This is a genomic window from Kribbella speibonae (assembly GCF_004331375.1).
GTDB lineage: Bacteria > Actinomycetota > Actinomycetes > Propionibacteriales > Kribbellaceae > Kribbella > Kribbella sindirgiensis.
This window is the reverse complement of the sequence record NZ_SJKC01000001.1, coordinates 2,269,760-2,293,680: the sequence shown is the minus strand read 5'-3', so window position 1 is coordinate 2,293,680 and position 23,921 is coordinate 2,269,760. Positions and strand designations below refer to the sequence as shown.

Below are 23,921 nucleotides of genomic sequence, written 5' to 3'. Positions count from 1 at the left end.
ACGATGACGCGGTTGTTCTTGGTCAAGGACGGGGAGCGGGAGTTGTGGGTGGCGGCACTGGTGGAGGAGGACGTTTGGACGTATGTCGGGAACACCGGGAAGTTCCACTACAACGAGGGTGCCCGGCATGACTACTACTTCCTCAACGAACTCCAGTACGTCGACATCGGTATCGCGGAGGCCAAGCGCCTGATCCAGGCCGGCGTCGGCACGGTCGACGAGGACGAACTCCCGGACTCCGCCCGCCGCTGGCGCGAGGACCCCAAGGGCATGGACCCCGAGGTCGTGTTCGCGTCGATGGCTGCCGATCTCGCGTAGCCGAGGATGTTGGGGAGGTTTCCTGCCTGATTCGGGTAGGTAATCCTCCCCAGATGGTCAGCCCCACAGGCGCCGACCGCTGATTCTGTCTAGGCGGTGTTGTAGAGCTGGGTGATCACGGATTCGATGGTGGGTTCGGAGACTGATAGGTCTACCAGGGGGTAGTTGGCGGCGATTTCGGCGAGGAGGGGGGCGGCGCTGGTGTTGGGGGGGAAGGTTAGGTGTTGGCGGGGGCCTTCGGTTTTGGTGACTGTGGCTCCGGTGACCTGGATGGGGGGCAGGGTTGCGGCCAGGTCTACGACCAGGGTGCGGGGGGCGGACTGGCTGGATTTCAGGCCGTCGAGGGTGCCGTCGAAGATCTGGTGGCCGTGGTCGATGACCATCACCCGGGTGCACAGGGCCTCGATGTCGTCGAGGTCGTGGGTGGTGAGGATGATCGTCGTGCGGCGTTCCGCGTTGACCTGTGCGAGGAACTCGCGGAGTCGCGCCTTGCTGATCACGTCCAGCCCGATCGTCGGCTCGTCCAGGTAGACGATCTCGGGATCGTGCAGCAGCGCGGCGGCGATGTCACCGCGCATCCGCTGCCCGAGCGACAGAGCGCGTACCGGTACGTCGAGCAGGTCGCCGAGATCGAGCAGTTCGACGAAGGTGGCCAGGTTCTGCCGGTGCCGGGCCGGCGGGACGTCGTACATCTTCTGCAGTACGGCGAAGGAGTCCTTCAACGGGAGGTCCCACCAGAGCGTCGTACGCTGGCCGAACACCACGCCGATCCGCTTGGCCAGCTTGAGCCGGTGCCGGGAAGGATCCACCCCGGCTACCCGGATCGAACCGCTGGACGGCACGAGGATGCCGGTGAGCATCTTGATCGTGGTCGACTTCCCGGCGCCGTTCGGCCCGATGTACCCGACCACCTCCCCCCGTTCGACCGTGAACGACAGCTCGTCCACCGCTCGAACCTCGCGCCGGGTACGACGCAGGCCGGACCGCGACGTCACGGTGAACGCACGTGACACCTGAGACAACTCGATGACTGGCACGACTCAGCTCCCTGTACTGCGGTAACGACGGAGACCGCCCCGCCACGCCAGCGACGCCAGCGCGACCATCGCGACGGCGACCAGCGGCGACAACAGGCCGATCCAGGACGGCAGGCCCAGCGGGGCCGGCTTACCCAGCACGTACAGCACCGGGTAGTAGTTGACGAAGGCAAGCGGTACGACGAACGTGACGGCCCGGACGATCTCCTTGCCGAAGATCGTCAGCGGGAACTGGGTCAGCGCCTGACCGCCGTACGTGACCGAATTGGCCAGCTCGGCCGAGTCGACCGAGATGAACTGGAACGCGCCACCCAGCGCGAACAGCGCCGCGAAGATCACCGACCCGGCCACGAACGAGACCGCCAGCATCAGCACGCGGGCGGCCGTCCAGTCGACGTCGATGTTGCTCAGGGCAATCACCAGGACGGTCCCGGCCTGCAGCGGCCGTCCGAGCCGGCGCAACGCGAACCCGTCCGCCGCCGTCTGCAGGAACGCGGGCACCGGCCGGATCAGGTAGGCGTCGAACGACCCGGTCCGGATCCGTTCGCCGACCCGCTCGATCGAGCCGGTGACCAGGTCGGCCGTACCGAGCGCGATCGAGGCCGTTGCGTAGAGCAACGCCATCTCCGCGAGCGAGAACCCGCCGAACGACGTGATGTGGCTGAACATCATCAGGACCGCGATGAAGTCCGTCACCGTGACCAGGATCGAGCTCACCAGCATCAGCACGAACGACGCCGGGTAGGCGAGCACGGACCGGATCCACATCACGATCAGCATCCAGTACTGCGCCGGCGCCCGGAGGATCCGCTCAACCACCCTGGATCACCACCTTCCGGGTCGCCAGCGACGTGACGCATTGCGCGACGAGCACCAGGACCAGCAGCCAGCCGCACTGGAACATCAGCGCCGCGCCGGTCCCGCCCGGGTTCCGGCCGAGCCAGATGTCGATCGGCACCTGCATGGTCGCGGCCCACGGCGTCGCGCGGGCGACCTCGCCGATCCAGCCGGGGAACGCGACCAGCGGCAGGATCGTCCCGGCGAAGAACAGCGACAGCACGAGCGCGAGGTGCTCCATCCCGCGCGAGTCGGTGATCCAGAACCCGGACAGTGCGACCAGATAGCGGATCGAGAAGCTGACCAGGATCCCGAGCACCAGCCCGAGCGCCACCGCCGGCCAGACCAGCGGACTCGAAGGAAACTTGAGATCGAACACGAGCGCACCCACGACGAACGGCGCGCCGCCCCGAACCAGCAACTGGAACACGGCCCGCCCGAGATCGACCGACAGCCACCACAGCAGCAGGTGCGTAGGCCGGTACAGGTCCACCGCGATCTCCCCGCTGCGCACGCGCTCGCCCAGCTCGTTCGTGGTGGTCGCGCCGAAGATCCCGATCGGCATCAGCAACCCCTGCTGCAACCACACGAACGTCAGCGCGTCGGGTACGTCGTACCCGCCGAGCCCGGGCCGTTCGTGCCACAGGGTCAGGTAGACACCGCACAGGATGAACCCGAACACGGTGTTGGTGAACACGCCGGACGCGGTCGCGATCCGGTACGTCGAGAACCGGCGGAACGACCGTACGGCGATCGCCCAGTAGACGCCCACGGCAACCTCCTCTCGAACTCCAGGTGGTGTCCGAGAGGCGCAGCGGCACGCAGAACCGCCCCGAATCCAGAAAGACCCGGGGGTTCGGACACCACTGTGACGGCATGGCTGAACCACACCGATTGTCAAGGCAGAAGAGGGACGCTACGCCGGACCGCGGGACGGCGTCAACACAAATAACCGGTCCGGACGTGGGACCCCTCAGACCCACGCCCGGACCGGTGCCCGGAAGGTACAGGAACCTACAGGGTGTCGCTCTTGAGCAGATGAGCGAGGTGGGTGGCGAACGGCGCCGGGTGGCTGGAGTACCCGCCGTGCCCGCCCGGGAACATCACCACCGGCCAGCCGAGACGGTCCGCGATGACCTCGATCGGCCGCCCCGGAAGATGCATGTACGACTCCAGCCCGGCCGCCGGGACGAGACGATCGGCGACCCGCTTCAAGGCGTCCAGATCCGGCTCGTACCGGGTGAAGGGCAACAGCTTGTGCTCGTAGAAGTTGGCCGCGTTCGCCTGCATCCGCTCGGCGAGTTCGCGGTACTCCGGCAGCAGGTCCTCCATCGGCGGCATCGCGTCGTCCTCCATGCCGGTGCCCATCATGAACACCACGTCGGCCGCGGTCAGGCCCTCTGCGCGGTAGGTGTCGTACACGTCGGCGAAGAACGCCCGCGCGTCGTCCGCGTCCGATTCCGGCAACACCTCGGTGCACGGCGGCTCGTGCGCGACCAGCATCCGCACCCGTTCGGGGTGGCGGGTGATCAGCTCGAGACCGGTGATCGCGCCGGAGCTGCTGCCGAAGACGTACGCCGGTTCGCTGCCGGCGACCGTGCCGATCAGGGCCAGCGCGTCGGCGGCCGCCTGTACGAGGGTCTCGTCCGTCGCGTCACCGGCGTACCCGCTGCGCGAGTTGCCCCGCGGGTCGTACGTCACCACCGTGTACTCCGCGGCGAGCTGTCCGACCATCCCGGAGAACACCCCGGCGTCGGTCCCGCCGCCCGCGATCAGCAACAGCACCGGCCCCGCGCCGGCGACCTCGTAGTGCAGCGTTGCCCCCGGCACCGCCAACTTGTTCACAGTCTTCGCACCCATCGAGCGAGCCCCTTTCATTCCCCCTCAGGCTCCACCCACCCACTGGCACCCCACGCACACGGCGCTGGCACGGCGGCAGCTCGACAGGAGGTCTCCGGCCGACTCGCCCTGGCTCACGCTCAGCGGGACGGGCGATCCTGCGTAGTGGGCGTATACGTACTGTCGAGCTGCCGCGAAAGTCAGCCGGCCTCTTCCAGTGGGATCTGCGACGGCTCGTCGAGGCCGGCCCAGGGGTCGCGGGTGGGGGCTTCGCGGCGGCCCTGGGGACAGATTTTCGCGAAGTCGCACCAGCCGCACAGCGCGGACGGCTCCGGCGGGAAGGCCTCGTCGGCTTCCGCGGGGGTCAGCCCCTCGGCCCACTTCGCTTCGGCGGCGGCCGCGTCGTCGGCCATCGCCTCGGCGCGTTTCTGGTGCCGGCCGAGGGACGCCTCGTCGTGGTCCGCGGCCGCGACGGTGTTGGTCGGCAGGTGGTGGAGCTCGACGCGCGTGCACGGCTTGTGCAGGACGCGGCGCGCCCCGAGCACGTACAGCGCCATCGCCAGCGAGGACCGGGCGTCGACAGCGGTCAGCGGGCGGCGGCCGGTCTTGTAGTCGACGATCGCCAGCTCGGTCCCGCCGCTCCCGTCCCGCGCCGGTCGCTCGTCGATCCGGTCGACGCGTCCGCGCAGCGAGGCCCGCTCGGTGGTGAACGCGACGGTGCGCTCCACGCCGCGAGGTTCGTAGTACGGATCGGTGTCCCGCAGGTACCCGATCACCATCTCGGTCGACCGGTCCCGCCAGTCCAGCGACTGCTGCTCGTCGCGGAATCCCTCGCTGCGCCAGCTCGACCGCATCTTCGCGACGACCTCGTCCGGCGTACGGCGGGACGCGGGCCAGCGCCCGAAGAAGTCCGCGAGCACCTCGTGGACGATCGCACCGACCGTGTTGTGCGCCCACGGCGGGCCCTTGGGCGGCCGCGGCGTCTCCAGGTACGTGTACCGGTACTTCCGCTTGCAGTCCGCGAACGTCAGCAGTTTCGTCGGCGTCGCGACGAACAACCGCTTCGGCATACCGGGAAGCACCGTCATCCCGCCTTGATGAAGTCGGTGACGGCGTCGGCCACGAGCTGTACGGCGATGGCGCTCAGCAGCAGGCCCGCGATCCGGGTGACGAGCAGTACGCCGTTCTCGCCGAGGATCCGCATGATGATGCCGGAGAACCGGAGCGTCAGCCACATCACCAGATGGATCAGGATGATGCCGACGGAGATCGCGACGACATCCGGCAGCGACCCGTTCGCCCGCTGCACGAACACCATCGTGGCGACGATCGCGCCCGGGCCGGCGAGCAACGGCGTACCGAGCGGGACGAACGCGATGTTCACGTTCTTGGTCTGCACCGGGTCCTCGGCGGTGTCGGTCAGCAACTGCAGTGCGATCAGCAGGAGCAGCAGACCGCCGGCGCACTGCAGCGCGGGCAGCGTGATGCCGAGGTGGTGCAGGATCTGCTGACCGAACGCCGCGAACGCGACGATCACACCGAACGCGACCAGCACCGCCTGCCAGGCGGCCTTCTTCCGTACCGCGCGGGACTGACCGGCGGTGAGCGAGATGAAGACCGGCACGGTGCCCGGCGGGTCCATGATCACGAACAGCGTGACCACGACCTCACTGAGCAGCCCGAGGTTGATGACACTGTTCACGGCAGGTAGGCCTCGGGAACAGTGGAGCCGGAGGCGGCGGCGTTGGTCTTGGCAACGTCCAGCAGGCGCTCGAACTGCTCGGGCTCGGTGGAGTTCACCCCCAGGTCGTGGTCGATCTTCCCGAGGCCGTGGTGGTCGCTGGAGCCGGTGTAGATGATGCCGAGGTTCCGGGCGATGGCCCGCAGCGCTTCCCTCGACTCCGGCGAGTGGTCCTGATGGTCGACCTCGATCCCGGCCAGGCCGTGGTCCGCGACCAGACCCGCCAGGTTCTCCTCGGTCATCACCTTGTAGCTCGACCGGCCCCACGGATGCGCGATCACCGGCACACCGCCGGCCTCCCGCACCAGGTCGATCGCGTGACCCGGCTCGAGCGCGTAGTGCGGGACGTGGCCGGCGCGGCCGTCGGCGAGGAACCGGTCGAACGCCTCACTCCGGTTGGCGACCGTACCGTTCGCGACCAGCGCGTCCGCGACGTGCGGGCGGCCGACCGACGGCGTACCGGTCGCCTGGGCCAGCACCTCGTCGACGGTGAGCGGTACGCCGATGCTGTTCAGCCGGGCGACGATCGTCGGGATCCGGTCGGTGCGGCCCTCGCGCACCACCTGCAGGTCCTTCGCGAGCGGGGCGTACGTCGGGTCGGGGAGGTAGCCGAGCAGGTGCACGCTGATCCCGTTGAGCTTGCAGGAGATCTCCAGCCCCGGGACGAACCCGATGCCGAGCTCCTCGGCGGCCCGCCGGCCGTCCACCCAGCCGTCGGCGGTGTCGTGGTCGGTGAGCGCGATCACATCGAGCCCGGCCTGCTGCGCGTGCCTCATCAGGACGTCCACCGGGTCGGTGCCGTCCGAACGGTTCGAGTGGGTGTGCAGGTCGATGCGCACGAGCTGGCCGTGTCCTTTCCGTTGGACTGTCACGGCTGATGCTATCCGCGTTCACCTCCGCGGCCTGGCACTTGTGCACAGAACCCCTATCCTCGGGGTGCATGGAGCGCGTGGACTGCGTAGGTGCCCTGGTGTACGACGAGCAGCACCGGCTACTCGTCGTACGGAGAGCGCATGATCCCGGGCGAGGACTCTGGTCGATTCCCGGCGGCCGGGTCGAGTCCGGTGAGGACGATCCGACCGCGGTCGCGCGTGAGGTCGCGGAGGAAACCGGCCTGACCGTGAAGGTCGGCGAACTGGTGGGCGAGGTCGAGCGGCCCGGTCCGCGCGGCCAGCTGTACGTGATCCGCGATTACGCGGCGACGGCGGTCGGCGGCACGCTCACGGCCGGTGACGACGCGACGGACGCCCGCTTCGTGACCCGGTCGGAGTTCGCGGCGCTCCCGACCACGACACTGCTCGTTTCCACGTTGGAGCAGTGGAACGCGTTGCCCGGCTAGCAGGTACTCAACGGCACCCGGCCGGTCGCGTAGGCCGTGGGGGTGACCCGCATCAGGGAGCGAAAGTCGGCGATCAGGTGGGACTGGTCGGTGTACCCGGCGTACGCCGCGACGTCGGACCAGGAGCGGCGCGCCTGCGCGATCACCGTGCGTACGCGGGTGATGCGCGCGAACTGCTTCGGCGACACGCCGACGGCCTCGCGGAACACGCGCCGCAGGTACCGCTCGCTCACTCCGAGGCGCCGAGCGGTCTCTCCCACGGCGCATGGCGATGCGAGCTCGGCTACAGCTTGGCCGACGAGCTCCAAGCGGTCCGGAAGACGACGCGGCAGCTGACCGAGCAGGAAATCACCGAGAACTTCGACTGCCTGCTCGGGTTCGTCTTTGGAGCTGACCAGCCGCTCGGCGAGAGTGGTTGCCGTCGGCCCGATGAGATCACCCAGCGGAACCGTCCGATCGACCAACTCGTCGGCGGCCGCGCCGAGCAGCGGCAGCACCCGACCCGGCCGGATCCGGAGCCGCACGCACACCGGGAGATCCTTGGTGGCGTGGTACGCCGCTGTTGTGCGCGGACCCGCTACCAGTACGTCGCTCTCGCCGGCCCTCGTCATCCGCCAGACGACCGTGGTCGCGGGATCCGGTGGTAGGACGGTGACCGACGTCGCCGGCGGCCGCAGCGTGACGTTCTCGATCCACGGGTGCACGCCTTCGAGCGTAACCAGGTGGCTCGGGAGTTCCGTAGTACCGAAACTTCCTATCCTCCGCGCGCTTCGCTTGGTCAGGGTGGCGGCATGATCCTGATCACCGGCGCGACCGGCACCATCGGCAGTGAGCTCAGCAGGCAGCTAATGGCCCGCGACGTCCCGGTGCGCAGGATGACGCGAAAACCCCTTCCAGGCTTCGTCCAGGGCGACTTCGACGACCCGGTTTCGTTGCGCAAAGCAACCGATGGGGTCGACACAGTGTTCCTGCTGAGCGCGCCAGGGCCTCGCGTTCCGGATCATGACCGCGCTCTCGTCACGGCTGCGATCGATACCGGCGTACACCGGGTCGTGAAGATGTCGGCCATCGGAAGCACCGACGCGGAAATGCCCGGAAACTGGCACGTTTCCGGAGAGCGTGCGGTACGGGAGAGCGGTCTGGCGTGGACGATCCTGCGGCCGACCGGATTCGCGTCGAACGTGCTGCGCTGGCTGCCGGCCGTGCGCACCGGCCAACCGATCCCCAACCAGACCGGGGACGGGCAGCACGCGTTCATCGACCCCGCGGACGTCGCGTCGGTGGCCGCCGAGGCACTGGTTTCGGGCGCACATGATGAGCGCACCTACACCTTGACGGGCCCCGAGCTGCTGAGCGTCCCGGACCAGGTCGCGGTGCTGTCGGACGTACTCGGGCTGACGTTACAGGTGGTCGACGTACCGCTGAATCTCTACGCGGAGCAGCTGCGCGCGGCCGGCCTGGACGAGGCGGTGGTATCCGTCGCGCTACGGGGAGCGGAACTGATCCGGCGGGGTGCCGAGCGGACGCTGACAACCGACGTCGAGCAGGTCCTGGGCCGACCAGCCAGAACCTTCCGCCAATGGATCGAGACGCACGAGACCCTGTTTCGGCGAGACTTGGCAGATGGACGACGCTGAGATTGTGCGGGCGATCGAGGACAACGCGGCCGAGCTGCTGATGGCCATGGGCGCTGCGGGCGGTGGGTCGCAGCGCGTCGACGACCGCGCGGAGTGGACGATCGGTGGTTCGCCGATCGATTATCACAACGCTGTGGTGCGGGCCTCCGCCGCCGAGGTGGTGGCCGAATCCCTGGCGGAGTTGAAGAAACACGACGTACCGGGGACCTGGCATGTCGGTCCGTCGATGCCGATCTCCGCTGACGACCTGACTGCGGCGGGGTTCGCCTCGGCCGGGAGCGAGCCTGGGATGGCCGTGCGGATCCCGGATCTGATCGCGCCCCGTGCCGTACCGGGTCTGTCGGTGACGCGGGTGCAGGACGACGAGGCGCTGGCAATCTGGGAGGCGACGCTCGGGCAGGGATTCGGCGAGGGCGAGCGCGAGGCGCGGTGGGTCGCGTCGGTCTACCGGAAGCTCGGGTACGACGACCCGTGGCAGCACTACCTCGGCCAGCTGGACGGCGTACCGGTCGCGACGGCGACGGTGTACCTCGGGGCGGGCGTCGCCGGCCTGTACTTCGTGATGACGGTGCCGGAGGCCCGCCGGCGCGGCATCGGAGCAGCGATCACGTACGACGCCCTGCGTGCAGCACCCACAGAATACGCCGTACTCGAATCCTCCTCGGCAGGCCGCCCCGTCTACGAGTCCCTCGGATTCCGCGAGCACTGCACCGTCAACCTCTACGAGTGGGCAGGCTGAACAACCTCACCGGCCTGGGTGGTGGCGGGGATGGGGCGCTCGCGGAGGAGGAGGACTGCGTCGAAGAGGACCACGAGTGCTGTGAGTCCGTGAACTCCGAGTGCCGTGGCCGCGGGACCGTCGTGGGTGAAGACAGTGATCATGTCGATGATCGGGACGAGCGAGGTGATCGCGAGTACGACGCCCGTCGCGCGCCGCTGGCGCAGCGCGAACAGGGCCAGGATGCTCAGCCCGAGGGCGATATCGCGGATCCCCTTCACCGCGAAGTACCCGGCCGCGGTACCGGTCGGCCACGGATCGATCCCGAAGTTCGCCGCGGCGCCGTGCCCGTCGAACAACCCGTTGAACAGGAACTGGGCTCCGAACGTCAGCGGAAAGATCCCCAGCAGAACCGTCAGAACAGTGGTGAAGCGGCGCATCGCATAACTCCTCAACTCACAGGACTCCTACCAGCACGGGCACTTCCCGAACCGGAAATCTAGCAGCGCTAGATTTCCTAGCGATGCTAACTCGAGCGTCGCTAGATTGTCTAGCGTTGCTAGATTGCCTGTCGCCGCTAGGTTGCCTAGCGGTGCTAGGATCCGGGCATGCCGACTCAGTCACGCCGTGAAAGGGCCCGCGCGGAGCGTCACGAGCTGATCCTGCGCACCGCGCGCGAGCTCGCCGAGTCCATCGGCTGGGGAGCAGTCACCACCCGCCGCCTGGCCGACGCCATCGACTACAGCCAGCCGGTTCTCTACGGCCACTTCGAGAACATGAACGCGATCGCCGACGCCGTCGCCATCCAGGGCATCGAGGAACTGATCGCCGTACTGCGTGTCGCCCGCACGACCGCGCCGGACCCCGCGACCGGCCTCAGCGCACTGGCCAAGGCCTACCTCGAGTACGCGTCCAACCACCCGGCCGTGTACGAGGCGATCTTCGTCCGCCCGACCGACCTGGAATTCGCTAGCAGTGATAGCCCACTGCTCCTGAAGACCGCGTTCGCCGAGTTCCAGGCCGCGATCGAACCCTTCGCCGCCGGCGCCGACCCCGAAACCCTCACCGAGGTCCTCTGGAGCGCCCTCCACGGCCAAGCCACCCTCGCCCACGCCCGCCGCCTACGCCCCGGCCAACGTGACGGCCGGGTTGAACTCCTCGTAGCTCGCCTTTCCGGAAAGAATTCGCCACCGAGCGCGAAATAAGTTCCGGAAAGCGCCGGTCGCCAGCTCCGGGACAGCGGCGGCCGCCAGCCGTCCGGTAGCGCGGGTCGCCGGGTTGTCCACAGGGGTACGGCAGGCTCGGACGGAATCCGTCATCCTGGGGCGCGTGGAGTGGTGGTGGACGCAGCCGTTGTGCGAGAAGGGGATCGATGAGCTCATCCACGTCCAGGGCGGGATCGTCTCGCGCGCCCAACTCCTCGCGGCAGGCTGGTCCGAGCCGCGCATCAGAAGACCCTTACGCAACAGGCGCTGGCGAGCGGTGCATCCCGGCGTTTACGTCACCCACACAGGTCCGATCGGGTACGCCGAGCGCCTGCTGGCGGCCCTGTTGTACGCCGGCCCCGACGCGGCGTGGAGTCATTACACCGCCGCGGAGCAGCTGGGACTGATCAAGCCGGATCCGGAGCGCCGCGTCCACGTGGCCATCCCGGAACACCGTAAGGTCCGACCGCGCGCCGGTCTCGTCATCCACCGCGACGAGCACTGGGCCGCCCGTCTCGCCGCAGTCGCTCCACCGCGACGTACGCCCGCGGAAGCGGTCCTCGACATCGTGGGGATCGCGCCGTCGCTGGACGAGGCGGCCGCGGTCATCGCCGAGGCGTGTCAGAGCGGCCGCGTCGGCGCGGAGGACATCCTGAGTTCGCTGGCCGATCGTCCCAGACTGCGGCATCGCCGGAACCTCCGGTTGATCATGAAGGATGTCGTCGCGGGATCACACTCACTGCTGGAGATCCGCTACGCGCGGGACGTCGAGCGTCGCCATGGGTTGCCCAGCGGGCAACGGCAGCGCTCCGTCGACGGCGAGTTCACGGACGTGCACTACGCCGGGTTCGGTCTGAACGTGGAACTCGACGGCCGCCTCCATCTCGTGCCGCAGCAGCGGTGGCGCGACCTCGATCGGGACAATCGCGCCACGCTACGGACCGAGGCAACCCTGCGCTACGGGTGGTTCGACGTCACGAGCCGCTCGTGCGATGCCGCCGTACAGGTGCTTCAGGTGCTTCGTCGTACGAACCCGTTCCTCGATGCCGCACCCTGCTCGCGCGGATGCCCCATCTCGGCTTTCCGGAACATTTCTGCCAGCTAGTGCAAGAAATGTTCCGGAAAGTGAGTCAGCTGTTCCAGCGGTGGATGGCGGGGGAGCCTCGTTCCCAGCCGAGGGTTGAGATGGTGGCTGTGTTGAGGACGAAGTGGCGGCCTTCGGTGACGTCGAGTTCGAGCCAGCGGGCGGTGAGGCCGCGGAGGGCGTGGGAGTGGCCGAAGACGAGGACGTCGCCGGGTACGGCGGCGAGGCGGGCGTTGACGCGGTCCAGGCGGGTGGCGACGTCGGCGGCTGTTTCGCCGTGGGGTACCGGGTTGTCCCAGACTGTCCAGCCGGGGACGGTTTCGCGGATCTCGGCGGTGGTGATGCCTTCGTAGTCGCCGTAGTTCCACTCGACCAGGTCGTCGTCGATCTCCGCGTCGGGGAAGCCGGCGAGTTCCGCCGTACGCCGGGCGCGCTGCCGCGGTGACGTCAGTACCAGGTCGAAGGACTCCCCCGCGAGCCGGTCCCGCAGACTCGTGGCGATCCGTTCGCCCTCAGGTGTGAGCGGGAGGTCGGTGACGGACGTGTGCCGGCCCGACCTGCTCCACTCGGTTTCCCCGTGCCGGACCAGGAAGACCCGGTCCTTCCGCTCCTGTGTGGTCACGCCTGCATCCTCGCAGACCGCGGATCCGTCGGCGCCGAACCCTTGACCGTTCGATCGATCCAAGGCATCGTATCGAAACTGTAAGCGCTTCCACTTTTCCGTCAGGAGCGAACCCAGTGCCTCCCGGACCCACCGGCCGGCCCGCGACGATCTACGACGTCGCGGCCCGCGCGAAGCTGTCGATCGCGACGGTTTCGCGTGTCCTGCAAGGGACCGGTCCGGTGTCGGCGAAGGCGCGGGCGCGGGTCGACCAGGCGGCGCAGGAGCTGAACTACGTACCGCTGCGGGCCGCGCGGAGTCTCGCCGTACAGCGGCACGAGGCGCACGGGCTGGTCCTGCCGGATCTCGCCGGTCCGTTCTACGGCGATCTGCTGATGGGCTACGAACGCTGGGCCGGCGAACACGGTCAGAGCGTCGTCATCACGGTCACGCACGGCAACCCGGATCCGCGACGCACCGTGATGGACCTGGCCGGGCGGGTCGACGGGATCGTTGTCCACGGCAACGCTCTCGATCTGCCTACGGTGCAGGGGCTGCGGAAGGCCGGCGTACCGGTGGTGATGATCGCCCATCCGCCGGTCACCGGGTGCGACTCGGTGCGGAGCGAGAGCGCGGCGAGTGCCGAGCAGCTCACGACCAGACTGCTCGACCACGGGCGGGAGAAGCTGCTGTTCGTCGGCGATCCGGCCAGCTCGTACGACGTTTCCGAGCGGTACGCCGGGTTCGCGAAGGCACACGAACTCCGCGAGCTGCAGGTGCCGAAGCCGGTGCGCGTGCCGCTGACGGAAGAGGCGGGGCGAGCAGTCGCCGAGAAGATGCTCCAAGCAACCACTAGCGCACGGAAGAGGCGGCCCGATGGGCTTGTGTGTGCTAACGACGAGTTGGCGTTGGCTGCGTTGAGTGTGTTGGTGGCGAACGGGGTCGGGGTGCCTGGGGAGATTGTTGTTACCGGGTGGGACGACGTGATGGCGGCTCGGTATGTGTCGCCGGGGTTGACGACTGTGCGGCAGCCGATGGCCGAGTTGGGTCGGGTGGCCGCGGAGCGGGTGCACGAGCGGGTGACCGGGGTTCGGACCCGGGCGCGCAACGACGTACTGGCAACAGAACTGGTGCTGCGGGACAGCTGCGGCACCAACCGGGGGATGCAGAAGTAACCGAGTGAGGAGACAGCACATGTTCACCCACAGCATCCGCCGCCGGCTGGTGATCGGCAGCGCTGCACTCACCGCGACAGCGCTCGCGCTGGCCGGTTGTGGACGGTCCGAGGACACGCCGAGCGGCGGGTCCCAGGCGACCACCACCGTCAGCGAAGGACCCGCGACCGGGAACCTGACCGTCTGGGCGATGGGCACCGAGGGCGAGAACCTGCCCAAGCTGATGGAGCAGTTCAAGCAGGCCAACCCGGGCGTCAACGTGACCGTCACGCCGATCCCGTGGGACGCCGCGCACAACAAGTTCACCACCGCGATCACCGCGAACACGCTGCCCGACGCGGCCATGGTCGGCACCACGTGGATGGGCGAGTTCGCCGACCTCGGCGCGCTCGACCCGACGCCGCAGGGCTTCGACAACTCCGGCTTCTACGAGGGCGCGCTCGACACCACGAAGGTCGGCGGAACGCAGTACGGCGTTCCCTGGTACGTCGAGACGCGGCTCGTGTTCTACCGCAAGGATCTCGCCGCGAAGGCCGGTATCACCACTCCCCCGACGGACTGGGACGGGCTGAAGGCGATGGCCAAGGCGATGAAGGAGAAGGCCGGCGCGAAGTACGGGATCAACCTGCAGCCCGGTGGCGACGGGTCCTGGCAGACCGTGATGCCGTTCGCGTGGTCGGCCGGGGCGAACATCACCGGGGACGACCAGAAGGAGTTCACCTTCGACACCCCGGAGATGCAGGAGGGGCTGAAGTACTACCAGAGCTTCTTCACCGAGAAGCTGGCCGGTACCGACCTGCCGCCGAACCAGACCGAGGCGCAGTTCGTGAACGGTCAGGTGCCGATGTTCATCTCCGGTCCGTGGATGGCCGGGTCGGTGGCGAAGGCCGGTGGGGACGCGATCAAGCCGAACATCGGGGTGTTCCAGATCCCGAAGAACAAGACGGCGACGTCGTTCGTCGGCGGGTCGGACTTCGTGGTGTTCAAGGCGTCGAAGAACAAGGACAGTGCCTGGAAGCTGGTCAAGTTCCTGTCGGATCCGAAGACGCAGGCTTCGTGGTTCAAGATGTCGTCGGATCTGCCCGCGGTGAAGAGCGCTTGGGAGGACCCGAGTATTGCTTCGGATCCGTTGCTGCCAGTGTTCGGTAAGCAGTTGGAGGACGCGAAGGCGCCGCCGGCGATCGTGAACTGGGAGCAGGTCGCCAAGGCGTTCGACACCGAGGTGGAGAAGATGGCGAAGTCGGGGCAGTCGCCGGCTGACACCGCCAAGGCCATTCAAACCAAAGCATCCGCCATCGGCACGGGCGGTAGCTGAGCATCATGAGTCAACGGACAGCACCCGACGAGACGCAGCGCGTTTCGTCGGGTGCAAAGAAGGCCGGACGGTCCGCGCCGGCGGGTGGAGCGGGCCGGCGGCTGGATCGGCAGACCGCGGCTGCTTGGATTCTGGTGCTGCCGTTCGTGGCGTTGTTCTTGGCGTTTACGGCCGGGCCGGTGCTTGGGTCGTTGGGGATGAGTTTTACCGATATCAAGCAGCGGGATCTGCGGACGCCGTTGTCGGTGAACGGGGTCGGGTTCGACAACTACGCCAAGGCACTCCAGGACGAGACGTTCCGTAAGGCGGCGTTCAACACGGCGTACTTCGTGATTGTCGGGGTGCCGTTGACGCTGGTGGTGGCGCTGGGTGCGGCGGTGTTGCTGGATCGTGGCGTCAAGCGGTTCCAGGCGCTGTTCAAGGTCGGCTACTACCTGCCGGTGGTGACGTCGATCGTCGCGATCGCGGTGATCTGGCGGTTCGTGCTGTCACCGGACAACGGTCTGCTGAACACCGCGCTCGGCTGGGTCGGGATCGACGGCCCGAACTGGCTGGCGTCGAAGACCTGGGCGATGCCGTCGCTGATCGCGATGGCGGTCTGGCGGAACTTCGGTTCCGCGATGATCATCTTCCTGGCCGGCCTGCAAGGCATCCCGGAGTCGGTCGAGGAGGCCGGCCAGATCGACGGTGCGAGCTCCTGGCAACGGTTCCGGCACCTGATCCTGCCGTTGCTGCGGCCGACGATCCTGTTCACCAGCGTCACCACCGGTATCGGCTATCTGCAGTTCTTCGAGGAGCCGTTCGTGATGACGCAGGGCGGACCGCTGGACAGCACGATCTCGGTGTCGATGGCGACGTACGACCAGTTCGGGTTCGGCAACTACGGGCTCGCGACGTCGATGGCGTACATCCTGTTCGTCGTCATCGCGGTCGTCACGTTCATCCAGTTCCGGCTGCTGAGGGAGAAGTGATGCGCCGTACCTGGTGGATCTACCTGATCGGGGTGCTCGGCCTGGTCGCCGTCGCGGCGCCGTTCCTGTGGATGGTGCTCGGCAGCTTCAAGACCCAGGGCGAACTGCTCCGGGTCCCGCCGACCTGGTGGCCGAATGAACCGACGAGTCAGAACTACGACGACCTGTTCAGCAAGGCGAACTTCCCGCGGTACTTCCTCAACTCGACGCTGGTCGCGCTGGCCGTCACGGCCGGCAACCTGATCTTCTGCTCGATGATCGGCTACGCGCTGGCGAAGCTCAACTTCAAGGGCCGCAACGCCTTGTTCGTGCTGGTGATGGCCACGCTGATGATTCCCGGCATGGTCACGTTCGTTCCGTTGTTCGTCCTCGTCACCAACGCCGGGCTCGCGAACTCGTACCCCGGCCTGATCCTGCCGTTCCTGGTGTCGCCGTTCGGCGTCTTCCTGATGCGGCAGTTCTTCCTCGGGCTGCCCGACGACCTGATCGACGCCGGCCGCGTCGACGGCACCAGCGAGCTGGGCATCTTCGCCCGGATCATGCTGCCGCTGACCCGGCCCGCGCTGGCCACGCTCGGCATCCTCACCTTCCTCGGCTCCTGGAACAACTTCCTCTGGCCGCTGGTGATCGCTCAGACCGAGGACAAGTACACGCTTCCCGTTGCCCTGGCGCTGTACTCGACCGGCCAGAACGCGCAGAACTACGGCCTGCTGATGGCCGGCGCGGTCGTGGTCGTCGTACCGGTGCTCGTCATGTTCCTGGCGTTCCAGCGGCATGTGACCAAGGGCATCGCCATTACCGGACTGAAATAGGAGACCTCAGATGACCGCCATCATCAGTCGCCGTACTGTCCTCGCTACCACCGGAGCCCTGGCGTTCGCCGGCGCCGGATCACCCGCGTACGGCGGGACGCCCGCACCTGCCGAACTACTCAAAGGCGGCTGGGTCCCGAGCCGCGCCGACAAAGCGCTGGTGGGGCGCTGGGCGCGGGACACCTGGCGCAGTCTCGTTGCGATGACCGATGAGAAGACCGGGCTGCCGGCCGACAACATCGGCGAGTCGGTGACGAACCCCGTGCGCAGCAAGTACACCTCGCCCACCAACATCGGCGGCTACCTGTGGAGCACGGTCGTCGCGAAGCACCTCGGCATCATCTCGCCGCAGGAGTCGCTGCGCCGGATCACGCAGACGCTGACGACGATGAAGAACGTCGTTCATCACGAGCCGAGCGGCATGTACTTCAACTGGTACGACGAGGCGACCGGTGAAGTGCTGCGCGTCGACCCGGACGGCACCAGGGCGATCACGCCGTTCGTGTCGAGTGTCGACAACGGCTGGTTCGCGTGCGCGCTGATGGTGGTCCGCAACGCCGAGCCGCGCGCCCGTGCGCTCGCGGACTCCCTGCTGAACAAGATGAACTTCAAGTTCTACTACAACCCCGCGGCCCGTCCGGGCGGGCTGATGCGCGGCGGATTCTTTGAGACCCCGCCGCCGGACGAGGAAACCGACCAGGGCAACCACGCCGGCGTCGGCCCGGACGTGTACTACCGCAAGTTCCATTACGACACCTGCAACACCGAGGCCCGGATCGCCGGGTACGTCGGGTTCGCGCTCAACCAGGTCCCGCACACGCAGTACTTCGCGACGTACCGCACGTTCCCGGACAGCTGCGACTGGTCGTGGGTGGAGCAGAAGCCGAAGGGCGTGCACCGGACGTACCTCGGGCTGGACGTCTTCGAGGGAACCTACGAGTACCGCGGGATGCGACTCGTGCCGTCCTGGGGCGGCGACATGTTCGAGTCGCTGATGCCCGACCTGTTCGTCCCCGAGGCGACCTGGGCGCCGCGCAGCTGGGGTATCAACCACCCGCTCACCGTCCGCGCCCATATCGAGCACGGTCTCGACGACGCGAAGTACGGCTACTGGGGCTTCTCCCCCGCGTCGAACCCGAAGGGCGGGTACTCCGTCTACGGTGTCGACGCGATCGGGATGGACCCGGGCGGCTACCCGTCGGACCTGGAGGCGACCAACTACGACGCCGGCTTCGAGGGCTGCCGCGAAGGCGTCAACCCGAACCCGGCGTACGGCGACGGCGTCGTCACTCCGCACGCCGCGTTCCTGGCGATGGCGTACGCGCCGCGGCAGGCGATCGACAACCTGAGCAAGATCGAGAAGAACCTGCACGCGTACGGCGGCGGCGGGTTCTACGACTCGGTCGCGGTGAAGTCGGGGCTGATCGCCAAGCGGTACCTGTCGCTCGACCAGGCGATGGTGATGAGTGCGATCGGCAACGTGTTCGGCGAGAACCTGATCCGCCGCAGCTTCGCGAGCCGGACGGTGGAGAGCAGGATCCGGCCGCTGATCGCGATGGAACAGTTCGGATCGGGAGTCGCGTAGATGCCGGACGACGCCAAGACCGACTGGGACCAGCGGATCGCGCTTCGCTCCGACGAACAGCGTGCGTTCGCCTTTCCGGAGCTCGATCCGCCGAAGCAGGTTACGGCGGTCGGCGGCGTCGGCCAGGTGACGATCGACTGGTCGCCGGTGGACGGTGCGGTCGGCTACCTGATCTTCAGGGGGACCGGCGAGCGCGGCCCGCTGGCGCCGGTCGATCATCACAGCGGCGACGTGCTGTCGGTCCCGTCGCCGCCGTACGTGGACACCACCTGCACCCCGGGCACGCCGTACCGCTACGCCGTCGCGAGTGTGCCCGAGGTGACGACGCACGGGCGGCCGGGTCCCACCGTCGGCGCGGTCCCGTTGGTGGCAGGCGAGTCTGTTGCGGGCGTGGTCGTGACCGTGGATGCGGTTGCCGAGGGCACCGAGCTGCAGCGGCCCTGGGAGCCGATGGTCGGCAGCGAGCGGCTGAGTCAGCTGCTCTGCAAGGACCTGACCGGCGGCCATGAGATCGGCGGCGAACTCGAGGACGCGCTGCGCCGGATGCACGACGAGATCGGCGTCCGCACGGTCCGCGCGCACGCGATCTTCCACGACGACACGCACGTGATCGATGGCGATACCTACGATTTTTCGATCGTCGACACGATCTACGACAAGCTGCTCGCGATCGGGCTGCGGCCGGTGGTCGAGCTCGGGTTCATGCCGCGGGAGCTGGCGAGCGACCCGGCGAAGACGGTCTTCGAGTACGGCGCGATCATCTCGCCGCCGGCGTCGTACCAGCGCTGGCACGATCTGGTCCGCGCGCTCGTCCAGCACCTGGTCGACCGGTACGGCCTCGGCGAGGTGCTGACCTGGGACTTCGAGGTCTGGAACGAGGCCAACCTCGAGGTCTTCTGGTCCGGCACCAAGATCGAATGGCTCCAGCTGTACGACGTGTCCGCTGCCGCCGTGAAGTCCGTAGACCCACGCCTCGCGGTCGGCGGCCCGTCATCGGCCGCAGCCGGCTGGGTGGACGATCTGCTCGCCCACGCCAAGGCCCACGGCACACCGGTCGACTTCGTCACCACGCACACGTACGGGTCGCCGCCGCTCGACGTGCGGGCGTCGCTGGAGCGGCACGGGTACGGCGATGCGCGCATCCTCTGGACCGAGTGGGGCGTGACGCCGCGGCACTTCAACCCGATCAACGACTCGGTGTTCTCCGGGGTGTTCCTGCTCCGTGGCATGCGGTCCGCGGCCGGGCGGATCGACGCGCTCTCGTACTGGGTCGCGTCCGACCACTTCGAGGAACTCGGCCGGCCGCCGCGGTTCCTGCACGGCGGCTTCGGCCTGCAAACCGTTGGTGGGCTCGCGAAACCGCGCTACCACGCGATGACGCTGCTCAGCCGGCTCGGACCGGTCGAGCTGCCGGTCAGGTACGACGGTGACGGCGGCGGGAGCCTGGTGGAAGCCTGGGCCTCCCGAGACCGCGATCGGGTCGCCGTACTGCTGTGGAATCTGACCCTCGATCAGACCAAGTCGTCGGGGGCGCCGGAACTGACCAGGACGGTCCAGGTCCGGCTGCCCGGCGTCGACCCGTCCTGGGAAGCGACGGCAACCACGCTGGCCATTGGCGCAGGTGACATTGCCACAGCCGCAGAGGGTCTCGGCGACTGGCCGACCGATGCCGAGCTCGCCGACCTGGCCGAGCGCAGCCGGATGGTCAGTACTCCACTGGAGTTGCACGACGGAGCGGTCGAACTGTCCCTCCCGATGCCGAGCGCAGTTCTCGTGGAGCTGACTCCTCGTCGAGATTGACCGCCTCCTGAATCCAGCGCTCCACGCCGGCGATGTGCACCGTCGCCCAGGACCTGGCCACCTCCGGCTCACGCCCCTCGATCGCGTCGAGGATGGCCCGATGCTCGGCCAGCGTCCGGGCGACGGCGTCGCTCTGCGTCAGCCCGCGCCAGATCCGTGCCCGGTACGTCGGCTGCCGCAGACTGTCGATCATCGACGCCAGCGCCCGATTGCCGCTTCCCAGCGCCACCACCTTGTGGAACTCCACGTCACTGGTGAGCAGATCCTCGACCGACGGCTCCGGTCCGAGATCGTCCAGCAGTTTGCGCAACGCGGTGATGTCCTCGTCGGGCATCCGCAGGGCCGCCCGGGCCGCGGCAGCAGGCTCGAGGATCCGCCGTACCTCGAAGAACTCCAGCACCGACGCGTCCTGGTGCAGGTCGAGGACGAACCCCATCGTCTCCATCAGCAGCGCCGGGTCGAGGCTGGTCACGAACGTGCCGTCGCCCTGCCGGACCTCCAGCACCCGGATCAGGGCGAGCGCCTTCACCGCCTCGCGCAGTGAGTTCCGGGACAGGCCGAGGCGGGCAGCCAGATCGGCCTCCCGCGGCAAGCGATCGCCGGGCCGGAGTTCACCGGCCACGATCATCTGCTTGATCCGATCGATCGCTTCGTCGGTGACGCGCATCGCCTCACCTCCTGAATCTGCTGAGACATCCGATGTTCCTGCACGATACATCGGATGTCTAGGGCTGAATTGCCGGTTCAGGTCAGGAATTATGGGCCTGAGGTGTTGACTGCGCCGAATGCTTCCGACTATAGATCGGATGACTAAGCACATCCCCTGGAGGTCAGCGATGAAAGCATCACCGGCGCGGACACGCCGCTGGGTCACCGCCGCTCTGTCGGTCCTGGCCCTGACCGCCGTGGCCGCCTGCGGGGGCAACGACGGCAGTAGCGGTAGTAGTTCGGGAGCGGCCGACAAGGCAGACCTGACCTGGTCGTTCTGGGTCGCCGGCGCCGAGGACCAGGCCGCCTGGCAGAAGGTCGCCGACCAGGCCCACACCGACCACGCCGGGATCACCGTCAAGCTCCAGGGCGCCCCGTGGGACAGCTACTGGTCGAAGATCGGGACCACGCTGGCCGGCGGCAAGGCACCCTGCATCATCGGTATGCAGAGTCTGCGGATGGCGTCGTACGCCGGCGCGATGCTGCCGCTGGACGACCTGATGAAGAAGTACGGCCTGAAGGCCGAGGACTTCGACAAGCCGATCATGGACGGTCTGAAGGCGGACGGGAAGCAGATCGCGATCCCGTACGACTCGGGCCCGATGGTGATCTTCTACAACAAGGACATGTTCAAGGCCGCCGGCGTACCCGACCCGAAGCCGGGCTGGACGATGGACGAGTTCAAGGCTGCCGCGAAGAAGCTGACCGCCGCCGGTAAGACCGGCCTGGTGACGACCCCTGGCGACCTGGGCACGATGTCCTGGATCCGGACCATGACAGGGGCCGAACCGCTCGCCGACGGCAAGCTCAACTTCACCGACTCGAAGTTCGAGCAGGGCTTCTCGCAGTACGCCGACTTCGTCAAGACCGACAAGATCGCCCCGCAGGTGCCGGGCGGCAACCCGGACTTCGAGACCCAGCAGTTCACCGGCGGCAAGGCCGCGATGCAGCTGAACGGGCCGTGGTCGCTGATCGACACGAAGGGCAAGGTCAAGTTCAACCTCGGCATCGCGCCGATCCCGGCCGGTCCGGACGGCTCGAAGACCTACACCGCCGGCTCCGGCTTCGGCATCTCCCGGTCCTGCAAGACACCGGACGCCGCCTTCCAGGCGATCATGTCGATGACCAGTGAGAAGCCGCTGACCACGCTGGCCCAGGCCGGCCGCGCGTACCCGGCGCGCACCGTCGCGCACCCGGCGTGGTTCACCGCGGCGAACATCGACGGCGCGAAGGAGACCATCGACTACGCCTCCGAGCACTCGATCCCGCTGGTCACCTCGAAGAACTGGGTCCAGGTCGCCGACCTGCTCAACCGCTTCGGAACGCAGGCCCTGAACGGTGAGATCCCGCCGGACCAGGCCCTGAAGACCATCCAGGACCAGGCAGGCGCTGGTTCGTAATGGCTGCCTTGAACACCACGGTCGCCCCGACCGGTACGCCGCCTTCGCGCGGCGACCGGGCGGGGCGCCGCCCCGCGTTGCGCCGGGACGGCCGGTACGCGTCGGTCTTCCTGACGCCGAGCCTCGGCGGGCTGGCCCTGTTCACGTTGTTCCCGACGGCGATGGCACTGGGCATCAGCCTGTTCGACTGGCCGGTGTTCGGGGAGCGCACGTTCCAGGGCTTCGGCAACTACTCGCACCTGCTGCACGACCCGGTGTTCCGCCGGGTGGTACTGAACACGGTTCTGTTCGTGGTGCTGTACGTCCCGCTGAACGTCGTCGTCTCGCTCGGGCTCGCGGTCTGGCTGGGCCCGCAGATCAGGGGCCGACAGGTATTCCGGGTGCTGTTCTTCATCCCGGTGATGACGCCGATGGTGGCCAACGTGATGGTCTGGCGGCTGCTGTTCCAGCCCGGTGGGCTGATCGACGGCGGCCTGCAGAGCTGGTTCGGCATCGACGCGCCGAACTTCCTGGGCTCGTCGAACTGGGCGATGCCGGCGATCGTGGCGATGTCGATCTGGCAGGGCTTCGGGTACAACTTCCTGGTCTTCTCGGCCGCGATCGACCAGGTTCCGCAGTCGCAACTGGAGTCCGCGCAGATCGACGGGGCCGGGCCGCTGCAGCGGTTCCGCTACATCACCTGGCCGATGATCACGCCGTCGATGTTCTTCGCCACCACGATGACGCTGATCACCTCGTTCCAGGTGTTCGCGCAGCCGTTCATCCTGACCCAGGGCGGCCCGGGTGTGGCCACCCAGACCATCGTCATGTACGTCTACAACCAGGGCTGGCAGTTCCTCCAGATGGGACTGGCGTCGGCGGCCGGATGGGTGTTGTTCGTGATCATCATGGGCATCACCGCGATCCAGTTCGTCGGGCAGAAGCGGTGGGTGAACTACGATGTCTGAGACGTCTGTGGTGGCCCGCCGCGTTCGCAGCAGCGTCTCGCACGTGCTGCTGATCGTCGTCGCGATCGCCTTCCTCGGCCCGCTGGTGTACGCCGTTTCCACGTCGCTGAAACCCGCCGACGAGGTGTTCACCCCGACACCGCACCTGTTCGGCTCCGAGATCCGCTGGAAGAACTACGCGGACGCGTTCACGTTCGCTCCGTTCGATCGCTACTTCCTGAACAGCCTGCTGGTGGCGGTGGCCGGCACCCTGGTGGTGGTCGCGGCCTCGAGCATGTCGGCGTACGCCTTCGCCCGGTTGAAGTTCAGGGGCCGGGAGCAACTGTTCGTCCTGTTCCTGGGGACGTTGATGGTGCCGCAGGAAGTGCTGATCGTGCCGATGTACTGGCTGATGCAGGCGCTCGGCTGGGTGGACAGCTACTGGGCACTGATCCTGCCGTGGGCGTTCACCGCGTTCGGCACGTTCCTGCTCCGGCAGTTCTTCCTGACCATCCCGGCCGAACTGGAGGAGGCGGCCCGGGTCGACGGGTGCGGTCCGTTCGGAACGTTCCTGCGGATCATGCTGCCGCTCGCGCGGCCGGCCATCGCCGTACTCACCGTCTTCACCTTCATCAGTTTCTGGGGCAGCTTCCTGTGGCCGTTGATCATCATCAACAGCGTCGAGGACAAGGGCACCGTGCCGCTCGGCCTGGCGCAGTTCGTCGGCCAGCAGGGCACCCAGTGGAACCTGATGATGGCCGCCTCGATCATGGCCATGCTTCCCACCGTGCTGCTTGTCGTCCTGCTGCAGAAACACCTCGTCCGCGGCCTGCTCGTCACCGGGCTGGGCGGCCGTTAAACCTTAAGGAGATT

Annotated in this window: 26 protein-coding genes; 15 read left to right on the top strand and 11 right to left on the bottom strand. The window is 67.7% G+C overall.

Features of this window, described 5'->3' with window-relative positions:
- Positions 1 to 3 precede the first annotated feature (3 nt).
- On the top strand, positions 4 to 318 hold the full coding sequence (locus E0H92_RS11610) for a hypothetical protein (protein ID WP_131496204.1): 315 nt from the start codon (positions 4 to 6) through the stop codon (positions 316 to 318).
- Positions 319 to 407: 89 nt separating this feature from the next.
- Here E0H92_RS11610 and E0H92_RS11605 read toward each other — a convergent pair whose 3' ends face one another.
- From E0H92_RS11605 to E0H92_RS11575, 7 genes are all read right to left on the bottom strand, one after another.
- The gene (locus E0H92_RS11605) at positions 408 to 1,355 is read right to left on the bottom strand and encodes an ABC transporter ATP-binding protein (protein ID WP_131496203.1); all 948 of its coding nucleotides are present in this window, start codon (positions 1,353 to 1,355) and stop codon (positions 408 to 410) included.
- Positions 1,356 to 1,358: 3 nt separating this feature from the next.
- Positions 1,359 to 2,174: an ABC transporter permease gene (locus E0H92_RS11600; RefSeq protein ID WP_238153412.1), complete on the bottom strand. Its 816-nt coding sequence runs from the start codon at positions 2,172 to 2,174 to the stop codon at positions 1,359 to 1,361.
- Positions 2,167 to 2,964: an ABC transporter permease gene (locus tag E0H92_RS11595; protein ID WP_131467371.1), complete on the bottom strand. Its 798-nt coding sequence runs from the start codon at positions 2,962 to 2,964 to the stop codon at positions 2,167 to 2,169. The genes E0H92_RS11600 and E0H92_RS11595 overlap by 8 nt, the downstream gene beginning before the upstream one ends.
- A 242-nt stretch (positions 2,965 to 3,206) precedes the next feature.
- On the bottom strand, positions 3,207 to 4,052 hold the full coding sequence (locus E0H92_RS11590) for an alpha/beta fold hydrolase (RefSeq protein WP_165549750.1): 846 nt from the start codon (positions 4,050 to 4,052) through the stop codon (positions 3,207 to 3,209).
- 179 nt (positions 4,053 to 4,231) lie between these two features.
- The gene (locus tag E0H92_RS11585) at positions 4,232 to 5,119 is read right to left on the bottom strand and encodes a RecB family exonuclease (protein WP_165547008.1); all 888 of its coding nucleotides are present in this window, start codon (positions 5,117 to 5,119) and stop codon (positions 4,232 to 4,234) included.
- Positions 5,116 to 5,733, bottom strand: coding sequence for a MarC family protein (locus E0H92_RS11580; protein WP_131285542.1), 618 nt, complete (start codon positions 5,731 to 5,733; stop codon positions 5,116 to 5,118). The genes E0H92_RS11585 and E0H92_RS11580 overlap by 4 nt, the downstream gene beginning before the upstream one ends.
- On the bottom strand, positions 5,730 to 6,611 hold the full coding sequence (locus E0H92_RS11575) for a PHP domain-containing protein (protein WP_131467475.1): 882 nt from the start codon (positions 6,609 to 6,611) through the stop codon (positions 5,730 to 5,732). The genes E0H92_RS11580 and E0H92_RS11575 overlap by 4 nt, the downstream gene beginning before the upstream one ends.
- Before the next feature lie 101 nt (positions 6,612 to 6,712).
- On the opposite strand from E0H92_RS11575, the gene E0H92_RS11570 reads away from it, so the two are divergent.
- Positions 6,713 to 7,111, top strand: coding sequence for an NUDIX hydrolase (locus tag E0H92_RS11570; protein ID WP_131467369.1), 399 nt, complete (start codon positions 6,713 to 6,715; stop codon positions 7,109 to 7,111).
- Here E0H92_RS11570 and E0H92_RS11565 read toward each other — a convergent pair.
- A complete protein-coding gene (locus E0H92_RS11565; RefSeq protein ID WP_131496201.1) occupies positions 7,108 to 7,815 on the bottom strand; it encodes a helix-turn-helix domain-containing protein in 708 nt (235 codons plus the stop codon). The genes E0H92_RS11570 and E0H92_RS11565 overlap by 4 nt on opposite strands.
- Positions 7,816 to 7,902: 87 nt before the next feature.
- Between E0H92_RS11565 and E0H92_RS11560 the strand changes: the two genes are divergently transcribed.
- On the top strand, positions 7,903 to 8,748 hold the full coding sequence (locus E0H92_RS11560) for an NAD(P)H-binding protein (RefSeq protein ID WP_131496200.1): 846 nt from the start codon (positions 7,903 to 7,905) through the stop codon (positions 8,746 to 8,748).
- Positions 8,735 to 9,487: a GNAT family N-acetyltransferase gene (locus E0H92_RS11555; RefSeq protein ID WP_131496199.1), complete on the top strand. Its 753-nt coding sequence runs from the start codon at positions 8,735 to 8,737 to the stop codon at positions 9,485 to 9,487. Before E0H92_RS11560 ends, E0H92_RS11555 begins: the two co-directional genes overlap by 14 nt.
- Here the strand turns inward: E0H92_RS11555 and E0H92_RS11550 are convergent.
- Positions 9,469 to 9,906: a DUF4267 domain-containing protein gene (locus E0H92_RS11550; RefSeq protein ID WP_131496198.1), complete on the bottom strand. Its 438-nt coding sequence runs from the start codon at positions 9,904 to 9,906 to the stop codon at positions 9,469 to 9,471. The genes E0H92_RS11555 and E0H92_RS11550 overlap by 19 nt on opposite strands.
- Before the next feature lie 168 nt (positions 9,907 to 10,074).
- Here E0H92_RS11550 and E0H92_RS11545 point away from each other — a divergent pair, with 168 nt between their 5' ends.
- Positions 10,075 to 10,671 (top strand): TetR/AcrR family transcriptional regulator, encoded by a 597-nt coding sequence (locus tag E0H92_RS11545; protein ID WP_131496197.1) that lies wholly within the window; start codon positions 10,075 to 10,077, stop codon positions 10,669 to 10,671.
- Positions 10,672 to 10,795: 124 nt separating this feature from the next.
- Positions 10,796 to 11,776 carry a hypothetical protein gene (locus E0H92_RS11540; protein ID WP_131496196.1) on the top strand — a complete coding sequence of 327 codons (981 nt, stop codon included), beginning with the start codon at positions 10,796 to 10,798 and terminating at the stop codon, positions 11,774 to 11,776.
- A 25-nt stretch (positions 11,777 to 11,801) separates the two neighbouring features.
- Here the strand turns inward: E0H92_RS11540 and E0H92_RS11535 are convergent, their stop codons facing one another.
- Positions 11,802 to 12,377, bottom strand: a complete 576-nt coding sequence (locus E0H92_RS11535) for a histidine phosphatase family protein (protein WP_131496195.1) — start codon at positions 12,375 to 12,377, stop codon at positions 11,802 to 11,804.
- A gap of 116 nt (positions 12,378 to 12,493) precedes the next feature.
- On the opposite strand from E0H92_RS11535, the gene E0H92_RS11530 reads away from it, so the two are divergent.
- The 6 genes from E0H92_RS11530 to E0H92_RS11505 are packed head-to-tail and all read left to right on the top strand — an operon-like array spanning position 12,494 to position 20,014.
- Positions 12,494 to 13,531: a LacI family DNA-binding transcriptional regulator gene (locus E0H92_RS11530; RefSeq protein WP_131496194.1), complete on the top strand. Its 1,038-nt coding sequence runs from the start codon at positions 12,494 to 12,496 to the stop codon at positions 13,529 to 13,531.
- A 19-nt stretch (positions 13,532 to 13,550) separates the two neighbouring features.
- Positions 13,551 to 14,846, top strand: a complete 1,296-nt coding sequence (locus E0H92_RS11525) for a sugar ABC transporter substrate-binding protein (RefSeq protein ID WP_131496193.1) — start codon at positions 13,551 to 13,553, stop codon at positions 14,844 to 14,846.
- 5 nt (positions 14,847 to 14,851) lie between these two features.
- Complete coding sequence (locus E0H92_RS11520; RefSeq protein WP_238153411.1) at positions 14,852 to 15,817, top strand: carbohydrate ABC transporter permease; 966 nt, start codon at positions 14,852 to 14,854, stop codon at positions 15,815 to 15,817.
- Entirely contained in the window at positions 15,817 to 16,629 is an 813-nt protein-coding gene (locus E0H92_RS11515; RefSeq protein WP_131467361.1) for a carbohydrate ABC transporter permease, read from the top strand. Before E0H92_RS11520 ends, E0H92_RS11515 begins: the two co-directional genes overlap by 1 nt.
- 10 nt (positions 16,630 to 16,639) lie before the next feature.
- Complete coding sequence (locus E0H92_RS11510; RefSeq protein WP_131496192.1) at positions 16,640 to 18,214, top strand: glucoamylase family protein; 1,575 nt, start codon at positions 16,640 to 16,642, stop codon at positions 18,212 to 18,214.
- Positions 18,215 to 20,014: a GH39 family glycosyl hydrolase gene (locus tag E0H92_RS11505; RefSeq protein ID WP_131496191.1), complete on the top strand. Its 1,800-nt coding sequence runs from the start codon at positions 18,215 to 18,217 to the stop codon at positions 20,012 to 20,014.
- Here E0H92_RS11505 and E0H92_RS11500 read toward each other — a convergent pair.
- Complete coding sequence (locus tag E0H92_RS11500) at positions 19,920 to 20,681, bottom strand: FadR/GntR family transcriptional regulator (RefSeq protein ID WP_131496190.1); 762 nt, start codon at positions 20,679 to 20,681, stop codon at positions 19,920 to 19,922. The genes E0H92_RS11505 and E0H92_RS11500 overlap by 95 nt on opposite strands.
- A 169-nt stretch (positions 20,682 to 20,850) precedes the next feature.
- On the opposite strand from E0H92_RS11500, the gene E0H92_RS11495 reads away from it, so the two are divergent.
- The 3 genes from E0H92_RS11495 to E0H92_RS11485 are packed head-to-tail and all read left to right on the top strand — an operon-like array spanning position 20,851 to position 23,907.
- Positions 20,851 to 22,122, top strand: coding sequence for an ABC transporter substrate-binding protein (locus E0H92_RS11495; protein WP_165549749.1), 1,272 nt, complete (start codon positions 20,851 to 20,853; stop codon positions 22,120 to 22,122).
- Positions 22,122 to 23,069, top strand: coding sequence for a carbohydrate ABC transporter permease (locus E0H92_RS11490; RefSeq protein ID WP_131496188.1), 948 nt, complete (start codon positions 22,122 to 22,124; stop codon positions 23,067 to 23,069). Before E0H92_RS11495 ends, E0H92_RS11490 begins: the two co-directional genes overlap by 1 nt.
- Positions 23,062 to 23,907: a carbohydrate ABC transporter permease gene (locus E0H92_RS11485; RefSeq protein WP_131467355.1), complete on the top strand. Its 846-nt coding sequence runs from the start codon at positions 23,062 to 23,064 to the stop codon at positions 23,905 to 23,907. The genes E0H92_RS11490 and E0H92_RS11485 overlap by 8 nt, the downstream gene beginning before the upstream one ends.
- Positions 23,908 to 23,921: the final 14 nt, after the last annotated feature.